This is a genomic window from Staphylococcus caprae, assembly GCF_003966625.1.
Taxonomy (GTDB): domain Bacteria; phylum Bacillota; class Bacilli; order Staphylococcales; family Staphylococcaceae; genus Staphylococcus; species Staphylococcus caprae.
On sequence record NZ_AP018587.1, the window covers coordinates 1,298,397 to 1,319,588 of the forward strand.

20 protein-coding genes and 1 other RNA gene are annotated in these 21,192 nt (G+C 34.7%); 19 read left to right on the forward strand and 2 right to left on the reverse strand.

The window, feature by feature from the left end; translation table 11 throughout:
- Positions 1–4 precede the first annotated feature (4 nt).
- The 6 genes from dtd (at position 5) to JMUB898_RS06280 (ending at position 5,992) form a co-directional block, all read left to right on the forward strand.
- Positions 5–457, forward strand: coding sequence for a D-aminoacyl-tRNA deacylase (gene dtd / locus JMUB898_RS06255; protein ID WP_037541488.1), 453 nt, complete (start codon positions 5–7; stop codon positions 455–457).
- Complete coding sequence (locus tag JMUB898_RS06260) at positions 454–1,329, forward strand: N-acetylmuramoyl-L-alanine amidase family protein (protein ID WP_044466737.1); 876 nt, start codon at positions 454–456, stop codon at positions 1,327–1,329. The genes dtd and JMUB898_RS06260 overlap by 4 nt, the downstream gene beginning before the upstream one ends.
- 390 nt (positions 1,330–1,719) lie before the next feature.
- Complete coding sequence (hisS, locus tag JMUB898_RS06265) at positions 1,720–2,982, forward strand: histidine--tRNA ligase (protein ID WP_037541487.1); 1,263 nt, start codon at positions 1,720–1,722, stop codon at positions 2,980–2,982.
- Between the two features lie 15 nt (positions 2,983–2,997).
- Positions 2,998–4,764 carry an aspartate--tRNA ligase gene (gene aspS, locus JMUB898_RS06270; RefSeq protein WP_002443244.1) on the forward strand — a complete coding sequence of 589 codons (1,767 nt, stop codon included), beginning with the start codon at positions 2,998–3,000 and terminating at the stop codon, positions 4,762–4,764.
- Positions 4,765–4,918: 154 nt separating this feature from the next.
- Positions 4,919–5,109: non-coding RNA, 6S RNA (ssrS, locus tag JMUB898_RS06275), on the forward strand.
- 109 nt (positions 5,110–5,218) lie between these two features.
- Complete coding sequence (locus tag JMUB898_RS06280; protein WP_002443242.1) at positions 5,219–5,992, forward strand: tRNA threonylcarbamoyladenosine dehydratase; 774 nt, start codon at positions 5,219–5,221, stop codon at positions 5,990–5,992.
- Between the two features lie 111 nt (positions 5,993–6,103).
- On the opposite strand, the gene JMUB898_RS06285 is transcribed toward JMUB898_RS06280, so the two are convergent.
- Positions 6,104–7,372, reverse strand: a complete 1,269-nt coding sequence (locus tag JMUB898_RS06285) for a replication-associated recombination protein A (RefSeq protein ID WP_002443239.1) — start codon at positions 7,370–7,372, stop codon at positions 6,104–6,106.
- 85 nt (positions 7,373–7,457) lie between these two features.
- On the opposite strand from JMUB898_RS06285, the gene cymR reads away from it, so the two are divergent.
- From cymR to JMUB898_RS06300, 3 genes are all read left to right on the forward strand, one after another.
- A complete protein-coding gene (cymR, locus tag JMUB898_RS06290) occupies positions 7,458–7,880 on the forward strand; it encodes a cysteine metabolism transcriptional regulator CymR (RefSeq protein WP_002443236.1) in 423 nt (140 codons plus the stop codon).
- A gap of 136 nt (positions 7,881–8,016) precedes the next feature.
- A complete protein-coding gene (locus tag JMUB898_RS06295) occupies positions 8,017–8,199 on the forward strand; it encodes a CsbD family protein (RefSeq protein ID WP_002443234.1) in 183 nt (60 codons plus the stop codon).
- A 30-nt stretch (positions 8,200–8,229) separates the two neighbouring features.
- The gene (locus JMUB898_RS06300; RefSeq protein WP_002443232.1) at positions 8,230–8,373 is read left to right on the forward strand and encodes an SAS049 family protein; all 144 of its coding nucleotides are present in this window, start codon (positions 8,230–8,232) and stop codon (positions 8,371–8,373) included.
- 60 nt (positions 8,374–8,433) lie between these two features.
- Here the strand turns inward: JMUB898_RS06300 and JMUB898_RS06305 are convergent, their stop codons facing one another.
- Positions 8,434–9,429, reverse strand: coding sequence for an LLM class flavin-dependent oxidoreductase (locus JMUB898_RS06305; RefSeq protein ID WP_002443230.1), 996 nt, complete (start codon positions 9,427–9,429; stop codon positions 8,434–8,436).
- Between the two features lie 258 nt (positions 9,430–9,687).
- On the opposite strand from JMUB898_RS06305, the gene JMUB898_RS06310 reads away from it, so the two are divergent.
- From JMUB898_RS06310 to JMUB898_RS06355, 10 genes are all read left to right on the forward strand, one after another.
- On the forward strand, positions 9,688–10,830 hold the full coding sequence (locus JMUB898_RS06310; RefSeq protein ID WP_002443229.1) for a cysteine desulfurase family protein: 1,143 nt from the start codon (positions 9,688–9,690) through the stop codon (positions 10,828–10,830).
- Positions 10,830–11,948, forward strand: a complete 1,119-nt coding sequence (gene mnmA / locus JMUB898_RS06315; RefSeq protein ID WP_002443227.1) for a tRNA 2-thiouridine(34) synthase MnmA — start codon at positions 10,830–10,832, stop codon at positions 11,946–11,948. Before JMUB898_RS06310 ends, mnmA begins: the two co-directional genes overlap by 1 nt.
- Before the next feature lie 96 nt (positions 11,949–12,044).
- A complete protein-coding gene (locus JMUB898_RS06320) occupies positions 12,045–12,716 on the forward strand; it encodes a tetratricopeptide repeat protein (protein ID WP_044466736.1) in 672 nt (223 codons plus the stop codon).
- A 1-nt stretch (position 12,717) separates the two neighbouring features.
- Positions 12,718–15,168, forward strand: coding sequence for an SF1B family DNA helicase RecD2 (gene recD2 / locus JMUB898_RS06325; protein WP_044466735.1), 2,451 nt, complete (start codon positions 12,718–12,720; stop codon positions 15,166–15,168).
- A gap of 348 nt (positions 15,169–15,516) precedes the next feature.
- Complete coding sequence (gene alaS, locus JMUB898_RS06330) at positions 15,517–18,147, forward strand: alanine--tRNA ligase (RefSeq protein WP_044466734.1); 2,631 nt, start codon at positions 15,517–15,519, stop codon at positions 18,145–18,147.
- A gap of 63 nt (positions 18,148–18,210) precedes the next feature.
- Entirely contained in the window at positions 18,211–18,471 is a 261-nt protein-coding gene (locus JMUB898_RS06335) for an IreB family regulatory phosphoprotein (protein WP_002443220.1), read from the forward strand.
- A gap of 2 nt (positions 18,472–18,473) precedes the next feature.
- Complete coding sequence (ruvX, locus tag JMUB898_RS06340) at positions 18,474–18,902, forward strand: Holliday junction resolvase RuvX (protein ID WP_002443217.1); 429 nt, start codon at positions 18,474–18,476, stop codon at positions 18,900–18,902.
- A gap of 14 nt (positions 18,903–18,916) precedes the next feature.
- Positions 18,917–19,243 (forward strand): DUF1292 domain-containing protein, encoded by a 327-nt coding sequence (locus tag JMUB898_RS06345; RefSeq protein ID WP_002443216.1) that lies wholly within the window; start codon positions 18,917–18,919, stop codon positions 19,241–19,243.
- Between the two features lie 385 nt (positions 19,244–19,628).
- Positions 19,629–20,264 carry an O-methyltransferase gene (locus JMUB898_RS06350; RefSeq protein ID WP_002443215.1) on the forward strand — a complete coding sequence of 212 codons (636 nt, stop codon included), beginning with the start codon at positions 19,629–19,631 and terminating at the stop codon, positions 20,262–20,264.
- Between the two features lie 2 nt (positions 20,265–20,266).
- On the forward strand, positions 20,267–21,190 hold the full coding sequence (locus JMUB898_RS06355; RefSeq protein WP_126501952.1) for a peptidase U32 family protein: 924 nt from the start codon (positions 20,267–20,269) through the stop codon (positions 21,188–21,190).
- Positions 21,191–21,192: the final 2 nt, after the last annotated feature.

The following is a 21,192-nucleotide window of genomic DNA, read 5'->3' on the forward strand; positions in this document are numbered from 1 at the left end:
AGAAATGAAGATAATTGTACAAAGAGTTAAACATGCAAGAGTAACAAATAATGCGATCGATAATGAAATTGAAAAAGGGTATTGTCTACTCGTTGGAGTAGGTAAAGACTCTACTGAAGAAGATGCAAAAGTGATTGCTAAAAAAATTGCTAATGCTCGATTATTTGAGGACGAAAATGACAAATTAAATCTCAATATTCAACAAGTTGAAGGTGAAATTTTATCAGTATCACAATTTACTTTGTATGCTGATGTAAAGAAAGGTAACCGCCCTGGATTTTCAAATTCTAAAAGTCCTGACGAAGCAAAGCAACTATATGAAAAATTGAATGAGGAATTAGAATCTTATGGTTTAACAGTGAAAACAGGTGAATTTGGCACACATATGAATGTAGAAATTAATAATGATGGGCCAGTTACCATTATTTATGAAGCTCAGGATGGAAAAATTCTATGAAGAAGATAGATGAATGGTTAACGCGTCACGGTCTAAAAAATCGACTTACACTTGTTGTAGTTATAGCGTTTATTCTATTCCTTATCTTACTATTTATGTTTCTTAATCATAGTGATGAGGATTCGGGTCAAATTACGATTACTGAAAATGCCGAATTAAGAACAGGGCCTAATGCTGCATACCCTGTGATTTATAAAATAGAAAAAGGCGACAGCTTCAAAAAAGTTGATAAAAAAGGTAAATGGATTGAAGTTCAAAATCGTGCTGGAACTGAAAAAGGCTGGGTTGCCGGCTGGCATACGAATTTGAATATTCAAGCCGATAATTCAAATGCTTCTAATCCTCTCAAAGGTAAAACAATTGTACTTGATCCTGGTCATGGTGGTAGTGACCAGGGCGCATCAAGTAATACCCCTACTAAAAGTTTAGAGAAAAATTACACATTAAAAACTGCGAAAGAACTCAAAAAATTATTAGTTAAAGAAGGTGCCAAAGTCAAAATGACGCGTACCTCAGATAAATATGTATCCCTTGATGATAGAAATATTAAAGGTGATGCATTTATTAGCATACATAATGACTCTTTAGATTCCTCTAATGCCAATGGTGCAACCGTTTATTGGTTACAAGATAATCAAGAATCGCTCGCTCAAACTTTAAATTCTAATATCCAGAAAAAAGCCTTACTTACTAATAGAGGCGCGCGACAACAAAATTATCAAGTTCTTCGACAAACTGATGTACCAGCTGTACTATTAGAACTCGGATATATAAGTAATCCTACTGATGAAGCAATGATTAATGATCAACTACATAGACAGGTCGTGGAACGAGCTGTAGTAGATGGACTTAAGCAATATTTCTCATCATAGAACTTGCAAATTAAAATAAAACTCGTTATCATTATTGATGAACTTTATAAATAAAACCATTAATATTCTTGAAAGTTTAAATGAAATTGGTAGCATATCATTGCGCAGAAATACAATCCATGGCTGAAAGATTGTACTGAGTAGTTTAAATCTTTGAACACAAGAAGAGGTACTTTAGGAAACTAATGTCGGGTGACGCACGTTAAGCGTTTTGAGTGGGTCAACGCGATTCTAGCGTTTGATCAATTAGGGTGGCAACACGGTTATTACGTCCCTTGTATAGTTTTTAACTATGCAAGGGTTTTTTATTTTTAAAAATAATGGAAAGTTATCATCTTAGTCGTAACACAGACCTATTCAATGATTATTAGCGACAAAGGAGAGGACGATATGATAAAGATTCCAAGAGGTACGCAAGATATCCTACCAGAAGATTCTGTAAAATGGCGTTACATTGAGAATAAATTAGACGAACTCATGGAAATATACAATTATAAAGAAATTCGAACACCTATATTCGAAAGTACTGAACTATTTGCTAGAGGTGTTGGTGATTCAACAGATGTTGTACAAAAAGAAATGTACACATTCCAAGATAAAGGAGACCGAAGTTTAACATTACGTCCAGAAGGTACGGCTGCAGTCGTTCGTTCATACATCGAACATAAAATGCAAGGACAACCTAATCAGCCAGTTAAATTGTATTATAATGGACCGATGTTTAGATATGAACGTAAACAAAAGGGACGTTATCGTCAATTTAATCAATTTGGCGTAGAAGCAATTGGTGCAGAAAACCCATCTATAGATGCCGAAGTGTTAGCAATGGTTATGCACATTTATCAATCATTCGGATTGAAGCACTTAAAGCTTGTTATTAATAGTATTGGGGATAGCGAATCTCGTAAAGAATACAATGAAGCATTAGTTGAACACTTCGAACCAGTCATAGATACATTCTGTTCAGACTGTCAATCACGCTTACACACTAATCCAATGAGAATTTTAGATTGTAAAGTTGATAGAGATAAAGAAGCAATTAAGAATGCACCTCGCATCACTGATTATCTTAATGATGATTCTAAAGCTTACTTTGAACAAGTTAAACAACACTTAGATGACTTGAACATTCCTTATGTAGAAGATCCTAATTTAGTGCGTGGACTAGATTATTATACGCATACAGCTTTCGAAGTAATGATGGATAATCCAAATTACGATGGTGCGATTACGACACTTTGTGGAGGCGGACGTTATAATGGCCTCTTACAATTGTTAGATGGACCAAGTGAAACTGGAATAGGTTTTGCATTGAGTATCGAACGTCTATTACTTGCACTTGAAGAGGAAGACATCGAATTAGATATTGAATCAAAATTCGATTTATTTATCGTAACGATGGGTGAAGAAGCTGATCGTTATGCGGTTAAATTATTAAATGAATTACGTAAGAACGGTGTGAAAGCCGATAAAGATTATCTTAATAGAAAAATTAAGGGCCAAATGAAACAAGCAGATAGATTGAATGCGAAGTACACGATAGTGATTGGTGATCAAGAGCTTGAAAACAATTCTATTGATATTAAGCACATGGCTTCTGGTGAGTCAGAAAAAGTACAATTAGATCAATTAGTTGACTATTTTAAAGAGTAGAAAGGGAGTATTACTTTGAGTAAGAGAACAACATATTGTGGTTTAGTCACAGAAGAATTATTAAATGAAAAGGTTACTTTAAAAGGTTGGGTACACAATCGACGTGACCTAGGTGGTTTGATTTTCGTAGATTTAAGAGACCGTGAAGGTATCGTTCAAATTGTTTTCAATCCAGACTTTTCAGAAGAAGCTTTAAAAGTTGCAGAAACTGTACGTTCTGAATATGTAGTTGAAGTTGAAGGTGTTGTCACAAAACGTGACGCTGAAACGGTTAACCCTAAAATTAAAACAGGACAAGTCGAAGTACAAGTTTCAAATATTGAAATTATTAATAAATCTGAGACACCACCATTTGCAATTAACGAAGAAAACGTGAATGTAGATGAAAATATCCGTTTAAAATATAGATACTTAGATTTACGTCGTCAAGAATTAGCGCAAACTTTCAAAATGAGACATCAAACAACACGTTCAATACGTCAATACTTAGATGACAATGGCTTCTTCGATATTGAAACACCAGTATTAACTAAATCTACACCTGAAGGCGCACGTGATTATCTCGTACCATCTCGTGTACATGAAGGTGAATTTTACGCATTACCACAATCACCACAATTGTTTAAACAACTCTTAATGATTAGTGGATTCGATAAATATTATCAAATTGTTAAATGTTTCCGTGATGAAGATTTACGTGCAGACCGTCAACCTGAATTTACACAAGTTGATATTGAAATGAGCTTTGTCGATCAAGAAGATGTCATTTCAATGGGCGAAGAAATGTTACGCAAAGTGGTTAAGGACGTTAAAGGCATTGATGTTCCAGCTCCGTTTCCACGTATGACATATGCTGAAGCAATGGATCGTTATGGTTCAGATAAACCTGATACACGTTTTGATATGGAACTTATCAACGTATCTCAATTAGGTAAAGACATGGATTTCAAAGTCTTTAAAGATACTGTCGAAAATGACGGCGAAATTAAGGCAATTGTAGCTGAAGGCGCTGCTGACAAATATACACGTAAAGACATGGATGCACTAACTGAATTCGTTAATATCTACGGTGCTAAAGGTTTAGCGTGGGTTAAAGTCGTTGAAGATGGATTAAGTGGTCCAATTGCGCGTTTCTTCGAAGATGCAAACGTTGAAACACTTAAAGAACTTACAGGTGCTAAACCAGGTGACTTAGTGATGTTTGTTGCTGACAAACCAAGTGTAGTGGCACAAAGTTTAGGCGCATTACGTATCAAACTTGCTAAAGAACTAGGACTTATTGATGAATCTAAATTAAACTTCTTATGGGTTACAGATTGGCCACTTCTTGAATATGATGAAGATGCGAAACGATATGTTGCTGCTCACCATCCATTCACATCACCTAAACAAGAGGATATAGCTAAGTTAGATTCAGAACCTGAAAATGCTCAAGCAAATGCTTATGATATCGTATTAAACGGTTATGAGCTTGGAGGCGGTTCAATCAGAATTCACAATGGTGAATTACAACAAAAAATGTTTGAAGTCTTAGGCTTTTCAGCTGAACAAGCACAAGAACAATTCGGTTTCTTACTAGATGCATTTAAATACGGTGCACCACCACATGGCGGTATTGCACTAGGATTAGATAGACTTGTGATGCTACTTACAAACAGAACAAACCTAAGAGACACAATCGCATTCCCTAAAACAGCATCAGCAACATGCCTACTCACAGACGCACCAGGCCAAGTCTCAGACAAACAACTCCAAGAACTATCACTAAGAATCAGACACTAGGGCCCCGACATAGAACTTTTCGAAAGAAAAGTTTCCGGCCATGGAAGTCGGGACAAGGGGCCCCACCAAAAACATTTCGCTAAGAAATGTCAGATAGTATAAGTTTTAAAAATATCTTTATCTACGATTTTGTGGTATGATATTTTCATAAGATAGTCATCTGTGGTGTTCGTAAGTTTGCTTTTTATTTGGGCCTAACACTCTTTGATCAGGGAGCCCAATAGGTTTTCTCGCAGCGCACACGCCTCTATAGGAGGACTTGCAAAACGAGAAACAGGGCACCCACCTGTATATAGCAGGCCGAATGATCAAGCTTTTTACAACTACGGCACCTACGGACTCTATCGGTACGCAAGACTTCGGTCTTGCGTATTTTTATGTGAATTTTTACAATGAACCATATACATAATAAAATGAGCTCATAATAAAGTTAAGTTTTATAAAGGAGTAAACAATGAAACATCAATTTTCCAGAAATGAATTGGCAATTGGTCAAGAAGGTTTGGACTTATTAAGAAATAAAACAGTAGCTGTCTTAGGAGTAGGCGGCGTGGGGTCTTTTGCCGCTGAAGCACTTGCAAGAACAAATATTGGTCACATTATACTCATAGATAAAGATGATGTAGATATCACAAATGTAAACAGACAAATTCATGCATTAACTACAACTATTGGCCAAAGTAAAGTGACGTTGATGGAAGAACGTATCAAATTGATCAATCCAGAATGTAAAGTCACACCATTACATATGTTTTATACAGAAGAAACGTACGAAGAAATCTTTAATAATTACGATATTGATTACTTTATTGATGCAAGTGATACAATTATTTATAAAGTACATTTAATGAAAGAATGCCTAGAACGTGGTATTAATATGATTTCAAGTATGGGTGCCGCTAATAAAACAGATCCGACGCGTTTTGAAATTGCTGATATCTCTAAGACACACACAGATCCAATGGCTAAAGTGATTAGAAATCGCTTAAAACGACAAGGTATTCGTAAAGGTGTTAAGGTTGTCTTTTCAGATGAGAGTCCTATCGTTATACGTGAAGACGTTAAAGAAACAGTCGGGGATAAAAATGCAATCAATAGAAAAGGACAAATACCACCATCTTCTAATGCGTTTGTGCCAAGTGTTGTAGGGCTTATCTGTGCGAGTTATGTCATTAATGACATTCTTAAAGATATTCCTGTGAGACGTATTAAAGATAAAGGGCAATAAATATAAAATGAGTTAGCTTTAACTTTCAAAACAGATATTCCGAAATAAGTACTGTTAAACAGATACAATCACTTAAATCAGAATATCTTTTATGTGAAATAAAGCTAACTCTTATTTTTTGTTCAATAAATTTTCATAAACAGCTTTAAATTGCTGTTCACTTTTTGACGTGGTTTTAGGTTCATAATAAATTCTATTTTTTAGCTTATCCGGTAAATATTGTTGCACGACGTGGCCATTTTCATAATTATGAGGATACTTATAACCAATGGCTCTTCCCAATTCTTTAGCACCAGAATAATGACCATCTTTCAAATAGTCTGGTATTTGACCGACTAAACCTTTTCGTATATCACTCAGAGCGCTATCAATCGCGGTAATGCCTGAATTTGATTTAGGTGATAGACAAAGCTCGATGACAGCTTGACTTAGAGGAATTCGTGCCTCCGGGAAACCTAATCGTTCTGCAGATTGAATTGCTGCTAAGGTACGTTGTCCTGCACTAGGTGATGCGAGTCCTACATCTTCATAACTAATCACTAATAAACGTCTTACAATTGTAGGTAAGTCGCCAGCTTCAATTAATCGTGCTAAATAGTGTAAAGCTGCATTAACATCGCTTCCTCTAATAGATTTTTGAAAGGCACTCATCACATCATAGTGCATATCTCCATCTTTATCGCTAACGAATGCGCCTTTTTGTAAACAATCTTTAGCATCATCTAAAGTGATATGTCGTTGATTATTTTCTTCATCAGCACTAAGTACAGCTAGTTCTAATGCATTCAAAGCACTTCTAACATCGCCTTGGCTTTGAGTTGAAAAGTATTCCATAGCATCTTCATCTACAACTGGATGATAGCTTTTGAGTCCACGGTCACTATCATCAATCGCACGATCAAGTGCAATTCTCACGTCATGATCATCTAATGGATAGAGTTCAAAAATTTGTGCCCGAGAACGTATAGCTGGATTAATTGCATGATAAGGATTAGAGGTTGTCGCACCAATCAAAACAATTTTGCCATTTTCTAAGTGAGGTAAAAGAAAATCTTGTTTAGCTTTATCTAAACGATGAATTTCATCAAGGAGTAGAATGACCTGTCCTGACATTTTTGCTTCTTCGACAACCATTTGCATATCTTTTTTTGTATTTGTAACAGCATTGAGTTGTCTAAATTTGAATTGAGTACTTCCAGATATCGCTTTGGCTATACTCGTTTTTCCAATTCCAGGTGGTCCATAAAATATCATTGATGATAATCGTTTAGTATCAACCATCCTTCTAATAATGCCTTTTGGCCCAACAAGATGCTGTTGAGAAATAATTTCATCTATATTCATAGGTCTCATTCGAGACGCTAAAGGTTCTGTACTCACATTTGTCACACCTTTCTAATATTATCTTAACGCAAAAAATGATAGAATGGGAATATATATAATTCGAATTAAGTGAGGTTATACAATGAAAATATCAACAAAAGGGAGATATGGACTAACACTGATGATTTCTCTTGCGAAAAGAGAAGGTCAAGGTTGTGTATCTTTAAAGTCTATTGCTGAAGAAAATAAATTAAGTGATTTATATCTTGAACAATTAGTCGGCCCTTTAAGAAATGCTGGATTAATTCGAAGTGTGCGTGGTGCTAAAGGTGGTTATCAACTTAGAGTACCAGCTGAAGAAATCACAGCAGGCGACATTATTCGCTTACTTGAAGGTCCAATCACATTTGTAGAAAGTATTGAATCTGAGCCACCTGCACAGAAACAATTATGGTTAAGAATGAGAGATGCTGTAAGAGATGTTTTAGATAACACAACTTTAAAATATCTTGCTGACTATAAAGAAACTGATGAAGATTTAGATGGATATATGTTCTATATCTAAAGGTTTCATCAGTTTCGCTTCAGTATATTGATATTAATTTTATTACGATATCCTTTAATTTTAAAAAATTTATTTTCATATGTTTATCTTCTTTTTCAAGTGGTATTACAAATAATACATCGAGGAGGTAGTTAATATGGCAGATGAAAGTAAATTTGAACAAGCTAAAGGTAACATCAAAGAGACAATCGGAAATGCTACCAACAACGAAGAACTTGAAAATGAAGGTCAAGAGGATAAAACTTCTGGCAAAGCGAAAGAATTCGTTGAAAATGCCAAAGATAAAGCCAATGACTTCATTGATAATTTAAAAAAATAATTTTTCAAAATTCGAAAGGAGCTATTATTTATGAGTTTCATGGATAAAGCAAAAGAAGCAGCAGAAAAATTTAAGGATAGCGATAACGAGCAAGTGAACAAAGCTAAAGATAAAATTAATGAATATACTGGTGGCGGAGACAACGACGACAAAGAAGATAAAGACGACAAATAAGTCACTTAATCATTAATACAAAAAGGAAGGGCAAACGCCCTTCCTTTTTTATATACATCATTACGATTTTAAAGCATTTTGCAAACGTTGATATGATTCTAATTGCTCATCTTGGTCATATATATAACTAATAGCCATCAATTCATCTATTTCTCCATATTCACTAATAAAGTTTTTAAGCTGTTCTTTCACAGATGTTTCTGAACCTATGAGTGAACCAGCAAAACGTTGTTGAGCTAACTCATATTCTCTCGGCGTGAGTAATCCTTTTAAATCATCAGTAGGTGGTTGGACCGCTTGCATTCTTCCTCGAGTAATACTTACCATAATTTGTGCCATTGTACTTGCTAAGTATTCTGCATGTTCATCTGTATCTGAAACGATGACGTTTAAACAAACAATCACATAAGGCTCACTTAAAACATCAGACGGTTCAAATAATTCTTTGTAGATTTGAATGGCTTCTTTCATTTGTTGAGGGGCGAAGTGTCCAGCAAATACATAAGGTAAACCTTTTCGAGCAGCTAGATGAGCAGAATCTGTTGATGAACCTAATATATAAAGAGGAACGTTCTTACCAACTGCTGGATACGCTCGTACATACGCTTGTTGGTTGCCAGGTCCGAAATATTTCTCTAATTGTTCTACTTCTTCTGGAAATTGATATACACCATGATGTTGATCTCGTCTCAATGCGCTTGCAGTCATCATATCCGTACCAGGCGCACGTCCTAATCCTAAATCGACACGACGAGGGAACATTGTCTCCATCGTACCAAATTGTTCAGCTACAATTAGTGGGGCATGGTTAGGAAGCATAATTCCTCCAGAACCAACTTTAATATTTTTAGTGTGTTCTAAAGTATGTTGAATCAGTAACGCTGTAGCGGAGCTAACTAAGTTTGGCGCATTATGATGTTCAGCAATCCAATAGCGTTCATACCCTAAATCATCTAAACCTTGCGCTAAATTAACCATATCATTGATTGCATCTTGATCATTTTGACCTTCTCTAATTGGTACAAGATTTAAAGCTGATAATTTAATATCTTTCATTTTTTAGCTTCCTTTCATGTCATTTTAATAATTGAAGTATAACAGTCAGATCTTAATCACAATATTTATATGCTCATGCATAGATAATGATTATTTTCAAAAATGAATTTAGCAAAGAATCATACATCGAAAAGATACCTAAATAAATGTTAAAATAATTCTAAATTATAACCATACTTACAAAAACAGAATGGTAGAAAAAAGCAATGATTGGTGCTATTATAGGAACATTGATAAATTGACGAGGAGTGTCTATACATGGAAGTTTATGCAGATTATGCCGCGACCACACCAGTGAAACCTGAAGTCGTTGATGCAATGATGGAAATTTATAAGAATCATTATGGTAATCCATCTTCTATTCACTTAATAGGTAGAGATGCTAGAAAATATCTAGACCAGTCGCGTCGTAAAGTCGCACAATTAGTAGGTGCTAAACCGAGTGAAGTGATTTTCACAAGTGGCGCAACGGAATCAAATAATACTGCAATCAAAGGATTAGTTAAAGCCAATGAACAGTTAGGAAATCATATCATTACTTCTAAAATTGAACATCATTCTGTGTTACATGTATTTGAACAACTTGAACGTGAAGGTTATGACGTAACGTATTTAGATGTTGATGATACAGGGGCTGTTGATTTAGATCAATTACGCGATACGATTACTGATAAAACGATTTTAGTGTCTATTATGTTTGTAAATAATGAAATTGGAACAGTACAAAATATGTATGATATTGAAGATATTATTGCCGATTCTAATGCGTTATTCCATGTTGACGCAGTGCAAGCAATCGGACATTTAGATATAGACTTTCATGACTTTAAAATAGACACTATGAGTATCACAGGTCATAAATTTGGTGGACCTAAAGGTGCCGGTATCTTACTAGTTAAAGAAAACACGCCAATAGAATTTAATCAGTTAGGCGGAGAACAAGAGACTAAACGTCGCGCAGGTACAGAAAATGTACCTCAAATTGTAGGCCTTACTAAAGCTTTAGAATTAGCCGTTCGGAATCGAGATGCGAACAACGTTCATTTGATGAATCTAAAAGAATTATTCTTAGTGAGTCTACAAGAACGTGCCATTCCATTTGAATTGAATGGTTCAATGACAGATTCAACAGGGCATATTTTAAATCTCTATTTTCCATTTATCGATGTGGAAACAATGTTAACATTACTAGATTTAGCAAATGTTTATGTCTCTTCTGGCTCTGCATGTACAGCTGGGTCAACAACGCCATCACATGTACTTGCTGCAATGTTCGAAGATGAAGAACGTGCGAAACATTCTGTGAGATTTAGCTTTAATGAAGAAATGACTGAACAACAAATTAAATATATAGTAGCTGAAATTCATAAAATTTATCATAAATTTAAGGAGGAATCATAGTGTCTAATGAAGATATACGAGTAGTTGTCGGTATGTCAGGTGGCGTTGATAGTTCAGTAACGGCCTATCTTTTAAAAGAACAAGGTTACGATGTTATTGGAATTTTCATGAAGAATTGGGACGACACAGACGAAAATGGTGTATGTACTGCAACTGAAGATTACAACGATGTCATCGCTGTATGTAACCAAATTGGCATACCTTATTATGCTGTTAATTTTGAAGAAGAATATTGGGATAAAGTCTTCACATATTTCTTAGATGAATATAAAAAAGGTCGAACACCAAATCCAGATGTGATGTGTAATAAAGAAATTAAATTCAAAGCATTCCTAGAACATGCATTGAAATTAGGCGCTGATTATGTAGCAACAGGCCATTATGCACGCATTCGTCGTCACGAAGATGGACATGTTGAAATGTTGCGAGGCGTAGATAATAATAAAGATCAAACTTATTTCTTGAATCAATTGTCTCAAGAACAACTATCCAAAGTTATGTTCCCAATTGGTGATATTGAAAAAAGTGAAGTACGTCGAATTGCTGAAGAACAAGATTTAGCAACAGCTAAAAAGAAAGATTCTACGGGTATTTGTTTCATAGGAGAAAGAAACTTTAAAGAATTCTTATCTCAATATTTACCTGCGCAATCAGGAGATATGGTAACGCTAGATGGTAAAAAGATGGGGCAACATAGTGGTTTAATGTACTATACCATTGGACAACGTCATGGACTAGGTATTGGCGGTGATGGCGATCCGTGGTTTGTTGTTGGTAAAAACTTAGATGACAATGTGCTTTATGTTGAACAAGGATTCCATCATGATGCGTTATATAGTGATTATCTTGTAGCATCAGATTATTCATTTGTTAATGAAGGAGAAATTAATTTAGAACAAGGATTCGAATGTACTGCGAAATTCCGTTATCGTCAAAAGGACACGAAAGTGTTTGTGCAACGTGAAAATGAAAATTCAATACGCGTTACATTTGATCAACCTGTACGTGCAATCACACCAGGACAAGCAGTCGTATTTTATAATGGAGAAGTTTGTTTAGGTGGCGCAACTATCGATGATGTATATAAGAACGAAGGTCAATTAAGTTATGTAGTTTAAAGTATGAATACCGTTAATTCACAAGATTTTTATCTTTGGGTTAACGGTTTTTCATTTTAAAACATGTTATAATCATTTAGAAATGAGGTACGGAGAATGCATGAGCAGAATACAATTTATCAATACATAAAGAATGGACAGCTTGAGGATGCTTTAAAAGCATTATTTGAAAATATCGAAGAAAATCCTGATGCGGTTGAAAATTATATTAATGCAGGAATTGTCTTATCAGACGCGGGAGAAATAGAAAAAGCAGAACGATTCTTCCAAAAGGCAATAACGATTGATCCGTCAAACGGAGCTGTCTATTATAACCTAGCTAATGTGTATTACAATGAAGGACGCTATAAAGAAGCGATTAAATTATATCAAACAGCACTGAAGAATAACGTAACAACAGTAGTAGATTGTAATTACATGATTGGCATGTCATTTAATCAATTAGAAGCCTTTAAAGAGGCGTTACCTTTCTTAATGACAGCAGCAGAGAAAGATGAAAATAATGACGCGGAAATTCAATTTCAATATGGTTTAACTTTATGTCATCTTGAAATGTTCGACCAAGCAATTAATCAATTGAAACACGTGTTAAATATCGATGCTAAACATGTTGACGCCATTTATAATCTTGGCTTAGCAAGTTATATGAAGAATGAAGATATAGATGAAGCAATTGCTTATTTTGAACAAGCAGTTGCCATTGATGACCAACATTTATTAAGTCAACACGCATTAAAAACCTTTAAAACAATGAAAGAGGAGGAGTAACATGTCTGACCCTACACTATTTGATTATTCAATGATCAAAGGCACAGTAGATGCTATATTATTTCAAAATAATGATAACTTCTATACAGTTCTTAAAGTAGACACTATTGAAACAAATGAATCATTTGATAGTATGCCAACAGTTGTAGGGTTTCTTCCAAATGTAGTTGAAGGAGACGTGTACACCTTTAAAGGGCAAGTTGTAGAGCATCCACGGTATGGTAAACAATTAAAAGCTGAAACCTTTGAAAAGGAATTGCCTCAAACAAAAGATGCCATTGTGAGTTATTTATCTAGTGATTTATTTAAAGGCATCGGTAAAAAAACGGCACAGAATATCGTTAATGCATTAGGTGAGAACGCAATTAATGATATATTAAATCATCCTGAAATTTTGCAAAAGGTGCCGAGTTTGCCTAAGAAAAAGCAACAGCAAATTGCTGAACAAATTAGTGCAAATCAAGAATCTGAGAAAATTATGATTCGATTACATGATTTAGGTTTCGGTCCAAAACTGTCGATGGCTATCTATCAATTCTATATGAGTGATACGCTTAAAATTTTGGACGAAAATCCTTATCAACTCGTTTATGATATTAAAGGAATCGGGTTTAATAAAGCTGACCAACTTGCACGTAATATTGGTATTGCTGCGAATTCACCTGAACGTTTGAAAGCGGGTTTGTTATATATACTTGAAGAAGAATGTATCAAACAGGGACACACATATCTTCCTAATTCATATGTCATTGATCCGACACAAGAGATGTTAAACGATGGTACTGATGTAACTATTGCTAGAGAAACACTTGAAGAAATGATATTGCAACTTTCTGAAGAGAAAAAATTAATTCTGAGTGATGAACAAGTATCCATTCCAAGCTTATATTATTCCGAACTGAAAAGTGTCCAAAATTTATATCGAATTAAGACAAACACAACAAAATTAAAAGAAATCGAACAATCTGATCTCCAAATGCATATTGGAGAAATAGAATCGTACAATAAAGTAAATTATGCCGCATCACAAAAAGAAGCACTTGAAACAGCAATGAATTCGAAAGTAATGCTTCTAACGGGTGGTCCAGGTACAGGTAAAACGACTGTTATCAAAGGGATTGTTGAACTTTATGCAGAAATTCATGGTTTATCCCTAGATTATGACGACTATAATGAAGATGATTACCCTGTGGTATTAGCTGCTCCAACCGGACGTGCGTCCAAACGACTTCAAGAATCGACAGGTCTTGAAGCGATGACGATTCATAGACTTATTGGATGGAATCAAGAGACACAACCTGAAGATATTTTAGACAATGAAATTAATGCACGATTAATCATTATAGATGAAATGTCTATGGTTGATACGTGGCTTTTCCATCAATTTTTAAGCGCAGTTCCATTAGATGCACAAATCATATTTGTTGGAGATGAAGATCAGCTTCCTTCAGTCGGCCCAGGTCAAGTATTCAAAGATCTTATTGATTCTAAAACAATCCCCCGTGTCAATTTAACTGAGGTATACCGTCAACAAGATGGCTCAAGTATTATCGATTTAGCGCATCGGATGAAGATGGGTGAGCCCATAGATATTACTCAACGGTTTCACGATCGTAGTTTTATTAACTGCACCTCTGACCAGATACCTGATGTCGTAGATAAAGTTGTTCAGAGTGCAGTGAGTAAAGGTTATAATATGAGTGATATCCAAGTCCTTGCGCCAATGTATAAAGGGAATGCTGGTATTAAACGCCTTAACCAAGTATTACAATCGATTTTAAATCCTAAAAAGGATGATAGTCGTGAAATTGAATTTGGTGATGTTGTTTTCAGAAAAGGCGATAAAGTACTTCAATTAGTGAATCGACCGAACGATAATATTTTCAACGGGGATATTGGTGTAATTGTAGGCATTTTCTGGGCAAAAGAGAATGCTCTAAATAAAGATGTCTTAGTCGTGGATTTCGAAGGGAACGAAATTACGTTCACACGACAAGATTTACTAGAATTAACCCACGCCTATTGTACATCAATTCATAAATCGCAAGGTTCTGAATTCCCAATTGTTATTATGCCTATTGTTAAACAATATTTCCGAATGTTACAGCGCCCAATTCTATACACAGGTTTAACACGTGCTAAGCAATCGCTTGTGTTACTGGGTGATCCCCAAGCATTTGAAATTGGCTTGAACACGAAAGGCCAAGAACGTTTAACACAATTAAATGGCTTGCTTACCTCTTATTTTGGTAATCATCAAGTTGATAATGAATCAGCTGACATTTTAACTACTGAAAATAAAATCATCAACAATGAAACGTTGGATGAACAAGAACAAGCGATCATAGATGAATCTCAAAAAGATATAATATTAAGTGAATCGACGATATTTAAAATAGACCCAATGATAAATATGGGAGAAATGACACCTTACGACTTTGCAGAGCGTTGACATTCTTAACGAAAATAAATAAAATATACTTAAGTTCACATAGAGATGAGTAAGTGACTTTGAGATTGATAGAGATGCACTGGTTGGTGAGAAGTGCAATCTAAGTTACTGAACGCTACTTTATGTTAGTTTGAATACGTAACTATAAGTGATAAGTAATTCGATTATACACATCATTTTATTAAATGATTGGTATTGTCGAAATTCCTTATAACTAGGGTGGTACCGCGAGAACGTTCGTCCCTTTGTGGATGAACGTTTTTATTTTCATTGATGTACTACATTTACGTTTTGAATTGATACTTTTATTTTTCAAAATACTAAATTCCAAAAGGGAGTGTTTTTTAAATGAAAAATTTAAAAGCAAGTGAAATTAGACAAAAATATTTAGATTTCTTCGTTGAAAAAGGTCACATGGTCGAACCTTCTGCACCATTAGTACCTATTGATGATGATTCATTACTATGGATTAATTCAGGTGTGGCAACCTTAAAGAAATACTTTGATGGACGTGAAACTCCAAGAAAACCAAGAATCGTCAATTCTCAAAAAGCAATTCGTACGAATGACATTGAAAATGTAGGTTTCACAGCACGTCACCATACTTTCTTTGAAATGTTAGGGAACTTCTCAATTGGAGATTACTTTAAACAAGAAGCGATAGAATTTGCATGGGAATTCTTAACTAGTGATAAATGGATGGGTATGGAACCTGAAAAATTATATGTAACGATTCATCCTGAAGATACAGGTGCATATAAAATTTGGAATGAAGATATCGGATTAGAAGAAAGTCGTATTATTCGAATTGAAGGGAACTTCTGGGATATAGGTGAAGGACCTTCAGGACCGAATACTGAAATCTTCTATGATCGTGGCGAAGCTTATGGTCAAAACGATCCAGAAGAAGAGATGTATCCAGGCGGAGAAAACGAAAGATATTTAGAAGTATGGAATTTAGTATTTAGTGAATTTAACCATAATAAAGATCATACGTATACACCACTTCCAAATAAAAATATTGATACCGGCATGGGATTAGAACGTATGGCTTCAATCTCACAAAACGTAAGAACAAATTACGAAACTGACCTATTTATGCCGATCATTAACGAAGTAGAAAACATTTCAGGTAAAAAATACTTAGAAGTCGATGAACAAGATGTTGCATTTAAAGTAATCGCTGATCATATTAGAACGATTGCCTTTGCGATTGCAGATGGTGCATTACCTGCAAATGAAGGTCGAGGTTACGTATTACGTCGTTTATTACGTCGTGCCGTAAGATTTAGCCAGTCATTAGGTATTAATGAACCATTCATGTATAAACTCGTAGATATTGTAGCTGAGATTATGGAACCATATTATCCAAATGTAAAAGAAAAAGCGGATTTCATTAAACGCGTAATTAAATCTGAGGAAGAACGATTCCATGAGACGCTTGAAGAAGGCTTAGCGATTTTAAATCAATTCATCGAGAAAGCTAAGAAAGATAATCATGAGATTAAAGGTGAAGATGCTTTCAAATTATATGATACGTATGGCTTCCCAGTTGAATTAACCGAAGAATTAGCCACTCAAGAAGGATTAACTGTTGATATGGCTACATTTGAAAATGAAATGCAACAACAAAGAGATCGTGCAAGACAAGCACGTCAAAATTCTCAATCAATGCAAATTCAAAGTGAAGTGCTTAAAAACATTACAGATGATAGTACATTCGTCGGATACGAAACAACTGATTATCAATCAACTATCACACATCTTATTTACAATGGTGAAGAAGTTGAATCAGTTGAAGCGGGTGAAACAGTTTACTTTATTTTAAAAGAAACGCCGTTCTATGCGGTAAGTGGTGGTCAAGTTGCCGATGAAGGTACGGTAGGGAATGAGAATTTTGAAATTGCAGTTACTGAAGTGACTAAAGCACCTAATGGACAAAATCTTCACAAAGGTACAGTACAATTTGGACAAGCTACAGTTGGTGCAGAAGTAGATGCAAGTGTCAATAAAGATGAACGTCGCGCTATTCAAAAGAACCATAGTGCCACACACTTATTACATCAAGCATTAAAAGAAGTATTAGGAGATCATGTCAACCAAGCAGGTTCATTAGTAGAAGCTGACCGATTACGTTTTGACTTTTCACACTTTGGTCCAATGTCTCAAGAAGAAATCGATCAAGTTGAACGAAGAGTGAATGAAGAAATTTGGAGAGGCATAGATGTGCGCATACAAGAAATGGGCATTGATGAAGCGAAATCAATGGGTGCAATGGCTTTATTTGGGGAAAAATATGGCGACATCGTACGTGTAGTTAACATGGCACCATTTTCAATTGAATTATGTGGAGGTATACATGTAAACAATACCTCTGAAATAGGCCTTTTCAAAATAGTAAGTGAGTCTGGTACTGGCGCAGGCGTAAGACGTATTGAAGCACTTACTGGCAAATCAGCATTCTTATACCTTGAAGACATACAATCTAAATTCAATACAATTAAAAATAATGTTAAAGTTAAATCAGATGATCAAGTTGTTGGCAAGATTACTCAGTTACAAGAAGAAGAGAAGAACTTACTAAAACAACTAGAACAACGTAATAAAGAAATTACTTCTCTTAAAATGGGTAATATCGAGGACCAAGTAGAAACTATCAATGATTTAAAAGTGTTAGCAACTGAAGTAGACGTTCCTAATGCAAAAGCAATTCGCTCAACGATGGATGATTTCAAATCTAAATTACAAGATGCGATTATCGTATTAGCAAGTAATGTTGATGGTAAAGTTTCAATCATCGCAACTGTGCCTAAGTCATTAACTGATCAAGTTAAAGCTGGCGACTTAATTAAACATATGGCACCAGTAGTAGGAGGAAAAGGTGGCGGACGCCCTGACATGGCTCAAGGTGGTGGCACTCAACCTGAGAAGATAACAGAAGCATTACGCTTTATTAAAGATTATATTAAAAATCTATAACTTAATTTCATAATATTGTAGAATTATAATGAATGATAATACGCATAAAAAGGAGTGTCACGTATGGAAAATTTTGATAAAACAATGAAATTTGACTATGAAGAAATTCCGAAAGAAGATGTCAAAGCAGTACTTAAAAATGTACACCGTACATTGGAAGAAAGAGGATATAATGCCGTAAATCAAATAGTAGGTTATTTGCTTTCTGGTGATCCGGCTTACATTCCACGCCAAAATGAAGCAAGAAACCAAATTCGCCATATTGATAGAGATGTTATTATGGAAGAGCTTGTCTCTTATTATTTAAAAGAGTCTGACCAATAAATATGTTAAAACATAAAATTATTGGCTTAGACGTGGGAAGCAAAACTGTTGGCATTGCTATAAGTGACCTAATGGGATGGACTGCCCAAGGTTTAGACACACTCCGAATCAACGAAGAACAAAATGAATTAGGTATAGAAAAGTTAGTAGAAATTATTCAAGATAACCAAGTAGGCACCGTCGTCATCGGTTTACCAAAGAATATGAATAATTCTATTGGATTTCGTGGTGAGGCTTCGTTACAATACAAGGAGAAGCTTCAAGAAGCCTTACCATCCATAGAAATAATTATGTGGGATGAACGATTAAGCACAATGGCTGCTGAACGCTCGCTTTTAGAAGCGGATGTTTCTAGACAAAAACGTAAAAAAGTAATAGATAAAATGGCAGCTGTGTTTATATTACAAGGCTATTTAGACTCTATCCAATAAAGGAGATATAAAAAATGACTGAACATAACCATAACCATGAACACAATCATGATTCTGATTTAAACATTAACAACGAGGAAGAATTATTAACTTTATTCGATGAAGATGGCAATGAAGTTTTATATCGTAAAATGTTAGAATTTTATCATCCTGAATTCAAAAAAGAATATGTTGTATTAGCTGAAGAAGGTGCACAATCAGACGAAGACGATATGATTGAACTTGTACCAATGATTAACGAACCTGACGAATCTGGAGATGGCGGTAAATTAGTACCGATCGAAACAGATGAGGAATGGGATATGATCGAAGAGGTAGTTAATACAGAAATCAATGAATAATTGATTTAAATGGTAGCACAGCTGGGGAGATTATCCCCTGAAAATGATAGCAGTAAGATGGTTTCAATTTGAAATTCTCTTACTGCTCTTTTTATATTCAATTCGTTATCCTTGAAGCGTTAGGTCAACGAAAATAATTCTAGCTGAATGATATTTTTGTCTTACTCCCTTAATACTTATTTAACTCTTATATTTGTGAGTAATTTATGGTAAAATATGTAAAGTTAATTTCTATGAAACGATTATTTACTTCTAATATGAAAGATATAGAAGCACCATTCTAGAAATCAGTCACACTTATTGATTAAGATATAATCAATGTTCGACTGATTTATTTTATGTCTACAAATCATTGTAGTCATCACTGTAAAGGAAGTTATTTTAAATGGATTTAAACCAAGATTATTTAACTCAATTACATCAAAGATTAGATACAAATATTGAGAATTTAAGATCTTACGCTGAAGACAATCAAGTTCCGATTGTAGACAAACTCACTTTAGATATGATTAAACAATTAATTCGTATGAATCATACTAAACAAATTTTAGAAATCGGTACAGCTATCGGTTATAGTTCTATGCAATTTGCTTCAGTGGCTAGTGATATAGAGGTCACTACAATTGAACGCAACGAAGATATGCTGGCACAAGCGAGACATCATTTTCAAGAATATCATTATGAAGAACAAATTAGATTAATTGAAGGTGATGCACTCGAAATGTATGACAGTGTTAGTGATAGACTATATGATATGATATTTATTGATGCTGCAAAAGCACAATCAAAAAAATTTTTCGAGTTATACACGCCTTTATTAAGAAAAGGTGGGCTCGTAGTAACTGACAATGTGTTATATCATGGATTTGTTTCAAATATTGATATCGTACGGTCAAGAAATGTACGACAAATGGTTAAAAAGGTACAACAATATAATCAATGGTTAATGAATCAATCAGGATATACGACGAACTTTTTAAATATGGACGATGGTTTGGCAATATCAATTAAAGGAGAATGACTATGGTTGAATTATTAGTTACTCCTAAGTCAATAACTCATATGGAAACACTAATAGAGAAAGGTGCAGACGCATTTGTTATTGGTGAACAAAAATTTGGTTTAAGACTTCCGGGAGAATTTAATCGAGAGATGATGAAAGAAGCTGTTCAACTCGCGCATCATCACAATAAGAAAGTTTACGCTGCTGTTAATGGGCTTTTCCATAATTATCATTTGGATGCTTTAGAAGACTACATACAATTTTTACATGACATAGGTGTAGACCGAATTATATTTGGAGATCCTGCTGTCGTGATGTTTGTTAAAAAGCAAGCTCATCCGATCCCTCTTCATTGGGATGCTGAAACACTTGTGACTAACTATTTCCAATGTAATTATTGGGGTAAGAAGAGCGCATCAAGAGCGGTACTCGCTAGAGAATTGAGTTTAGATGAAATCATCAATATTAAAGAAAATGCCAATGTTGAAATAGAAGTACAAGTGCATGGAATGACATGTATGTTCCAATCTAAACGCATGCTTCTAGGTAATTATTATACTTTTCAAGATAGACAGATGAAAATTCAACGTAACGAATCGCAGAAAGATTTACTACTATATGATGAAGAACGCGACAATAAATATCCTGTATTCGAGGATTATAATGGTACGCACATTATGTCTCCAAATGATATATGCTTAATTGAAGAATTAGAACCATTCTTTGAAGCAGGTATTGATGCGTTTAAAATTGATGGTGTTTTACAAAGTGAAGCGTATATCAATGTGGTTACAGAACAATATAGAGAAGCTATTGATTTATATAACGAAGATCCAGAATCTTATGACGATGAAAAATTCATGTTAGTTGATCCTATTAAGGAGATTCAACCTGAACATCGTCCATTTGACGAAGGTTTCTTATATAAACAAACGGTATATTAGGG

Bases quoted from the DNA above. Each gene is read 5' to 3' on its own strand.
- JMUB898_RS06260 (WP_044466737.1), top strand. From the start codon at position 454: ATGAAGAAGATAGATGAATGGTTAACGCGTCACGGTCTAAAAAATCGA.
- JMUB898_RS06345 (WP_002443216.1), top strand. From the start codon at position 18,917: ATGACTGAACATAACCATAACCATGAACACAATCATGATTCTGATTTA.
- JMUB898_RS06350 (WP_002443215.1), top strand. From the start codon at position 19,629: ATGGATTTAAACCAAGATTATTTAACTCAATTACATCAAAGATTAGAT.
- JMUB898_RS06295 (WP_002443234.1), top strand. From the start codon at position 8,017: ATGGCAGATGAAAGTAAATTTGAACAAGCTAAAGGTAACATCAAAGAG.
- JMUB898_RS06300 (WP_002443232.1), top strand. From the start codon at position 8,230: ATGAGTTTCATGGATAAAGCAAAAGAAGCAGCAGAAAAATTTAAGGAT.
- JMUB898_RS06355 (WP_126501952.1), top strand. From the start codon at position 20,267: ATGGTTGAATTATTAGTTACTCCTAAGTCAATAACTCATATGGAAACA.
- hisS (WP_037541487.1), top strand. From the start codon at position 1,720: ATGATAAAGATTCCAAGAGGTACGCAAGATATCCTACCAGAAGATTCT.
- recD2 (WP_044466735.1), top strand. From the start codon at position 12,718: ATGTCTGACCCTACACTATTTGATTATTCAATGATCAAAGGCACAGTA.
- ruvX (WP_002443217.1), top strand. From the start codon at position 18,474: ATGTTAAAACATAAAATTATTGGCTTAGACGTGGGAAGCAAAACTGTT.
- JMUB898_RS06310 (WP_002443229.1), top strand. From the start codon at position 9,688: ATGGAAGTTTATGCAGATTATGCCGCGACCACACCAGTGAAACCTGAA.
- JMUB898_RS06305 (WP_002443230.1), bottom strand. From the start codon at position 9,429: ATGAAAGATATTAAATTATCAGCTTTAAATCTTGTACCAATTAGAGAA.
- dtd (WP_037541488.1), top strand. From the start codon at position 5: ATGAAGATAATTGTACAAAGAGTTAAACATGCAAGAGTAACAAATAAT.
- JMUB898_RS06320 (WP_044466736.1), top strand. From the start codon at position 12,045: ATGCATGAGCAGAATACAATTTATCAATACATAAAGAATGGACAGCTT.
- cymR (WP_002443236.1), top strand. From the start codon at position 7,458: ATGAAAATATCAACAAAAGGGAGATATGGACTAACACTGATGATTTCT.
- alaS (WP_044466734.1), top strand. From the start codon at position 15,517: ATGAAAAATTTAAAAGCAAGTGAAATTAGACAAAAATATTTAGATTTC.
- JMUB898_RS06280 (WP_002443242.1), top strand. From the start codon at position 5,219: ATGAAACATCAATTTTCCAGAAATGAATTGGCAATTGGTCAAGAAGGT.
- JMUB898_RS06335 (WP_002443220.1), top strand. From the start codon at position 18,211: ATGGAAAATTTTGATAAAACAATGAAATTTGACTATGAAGAAATTCCG.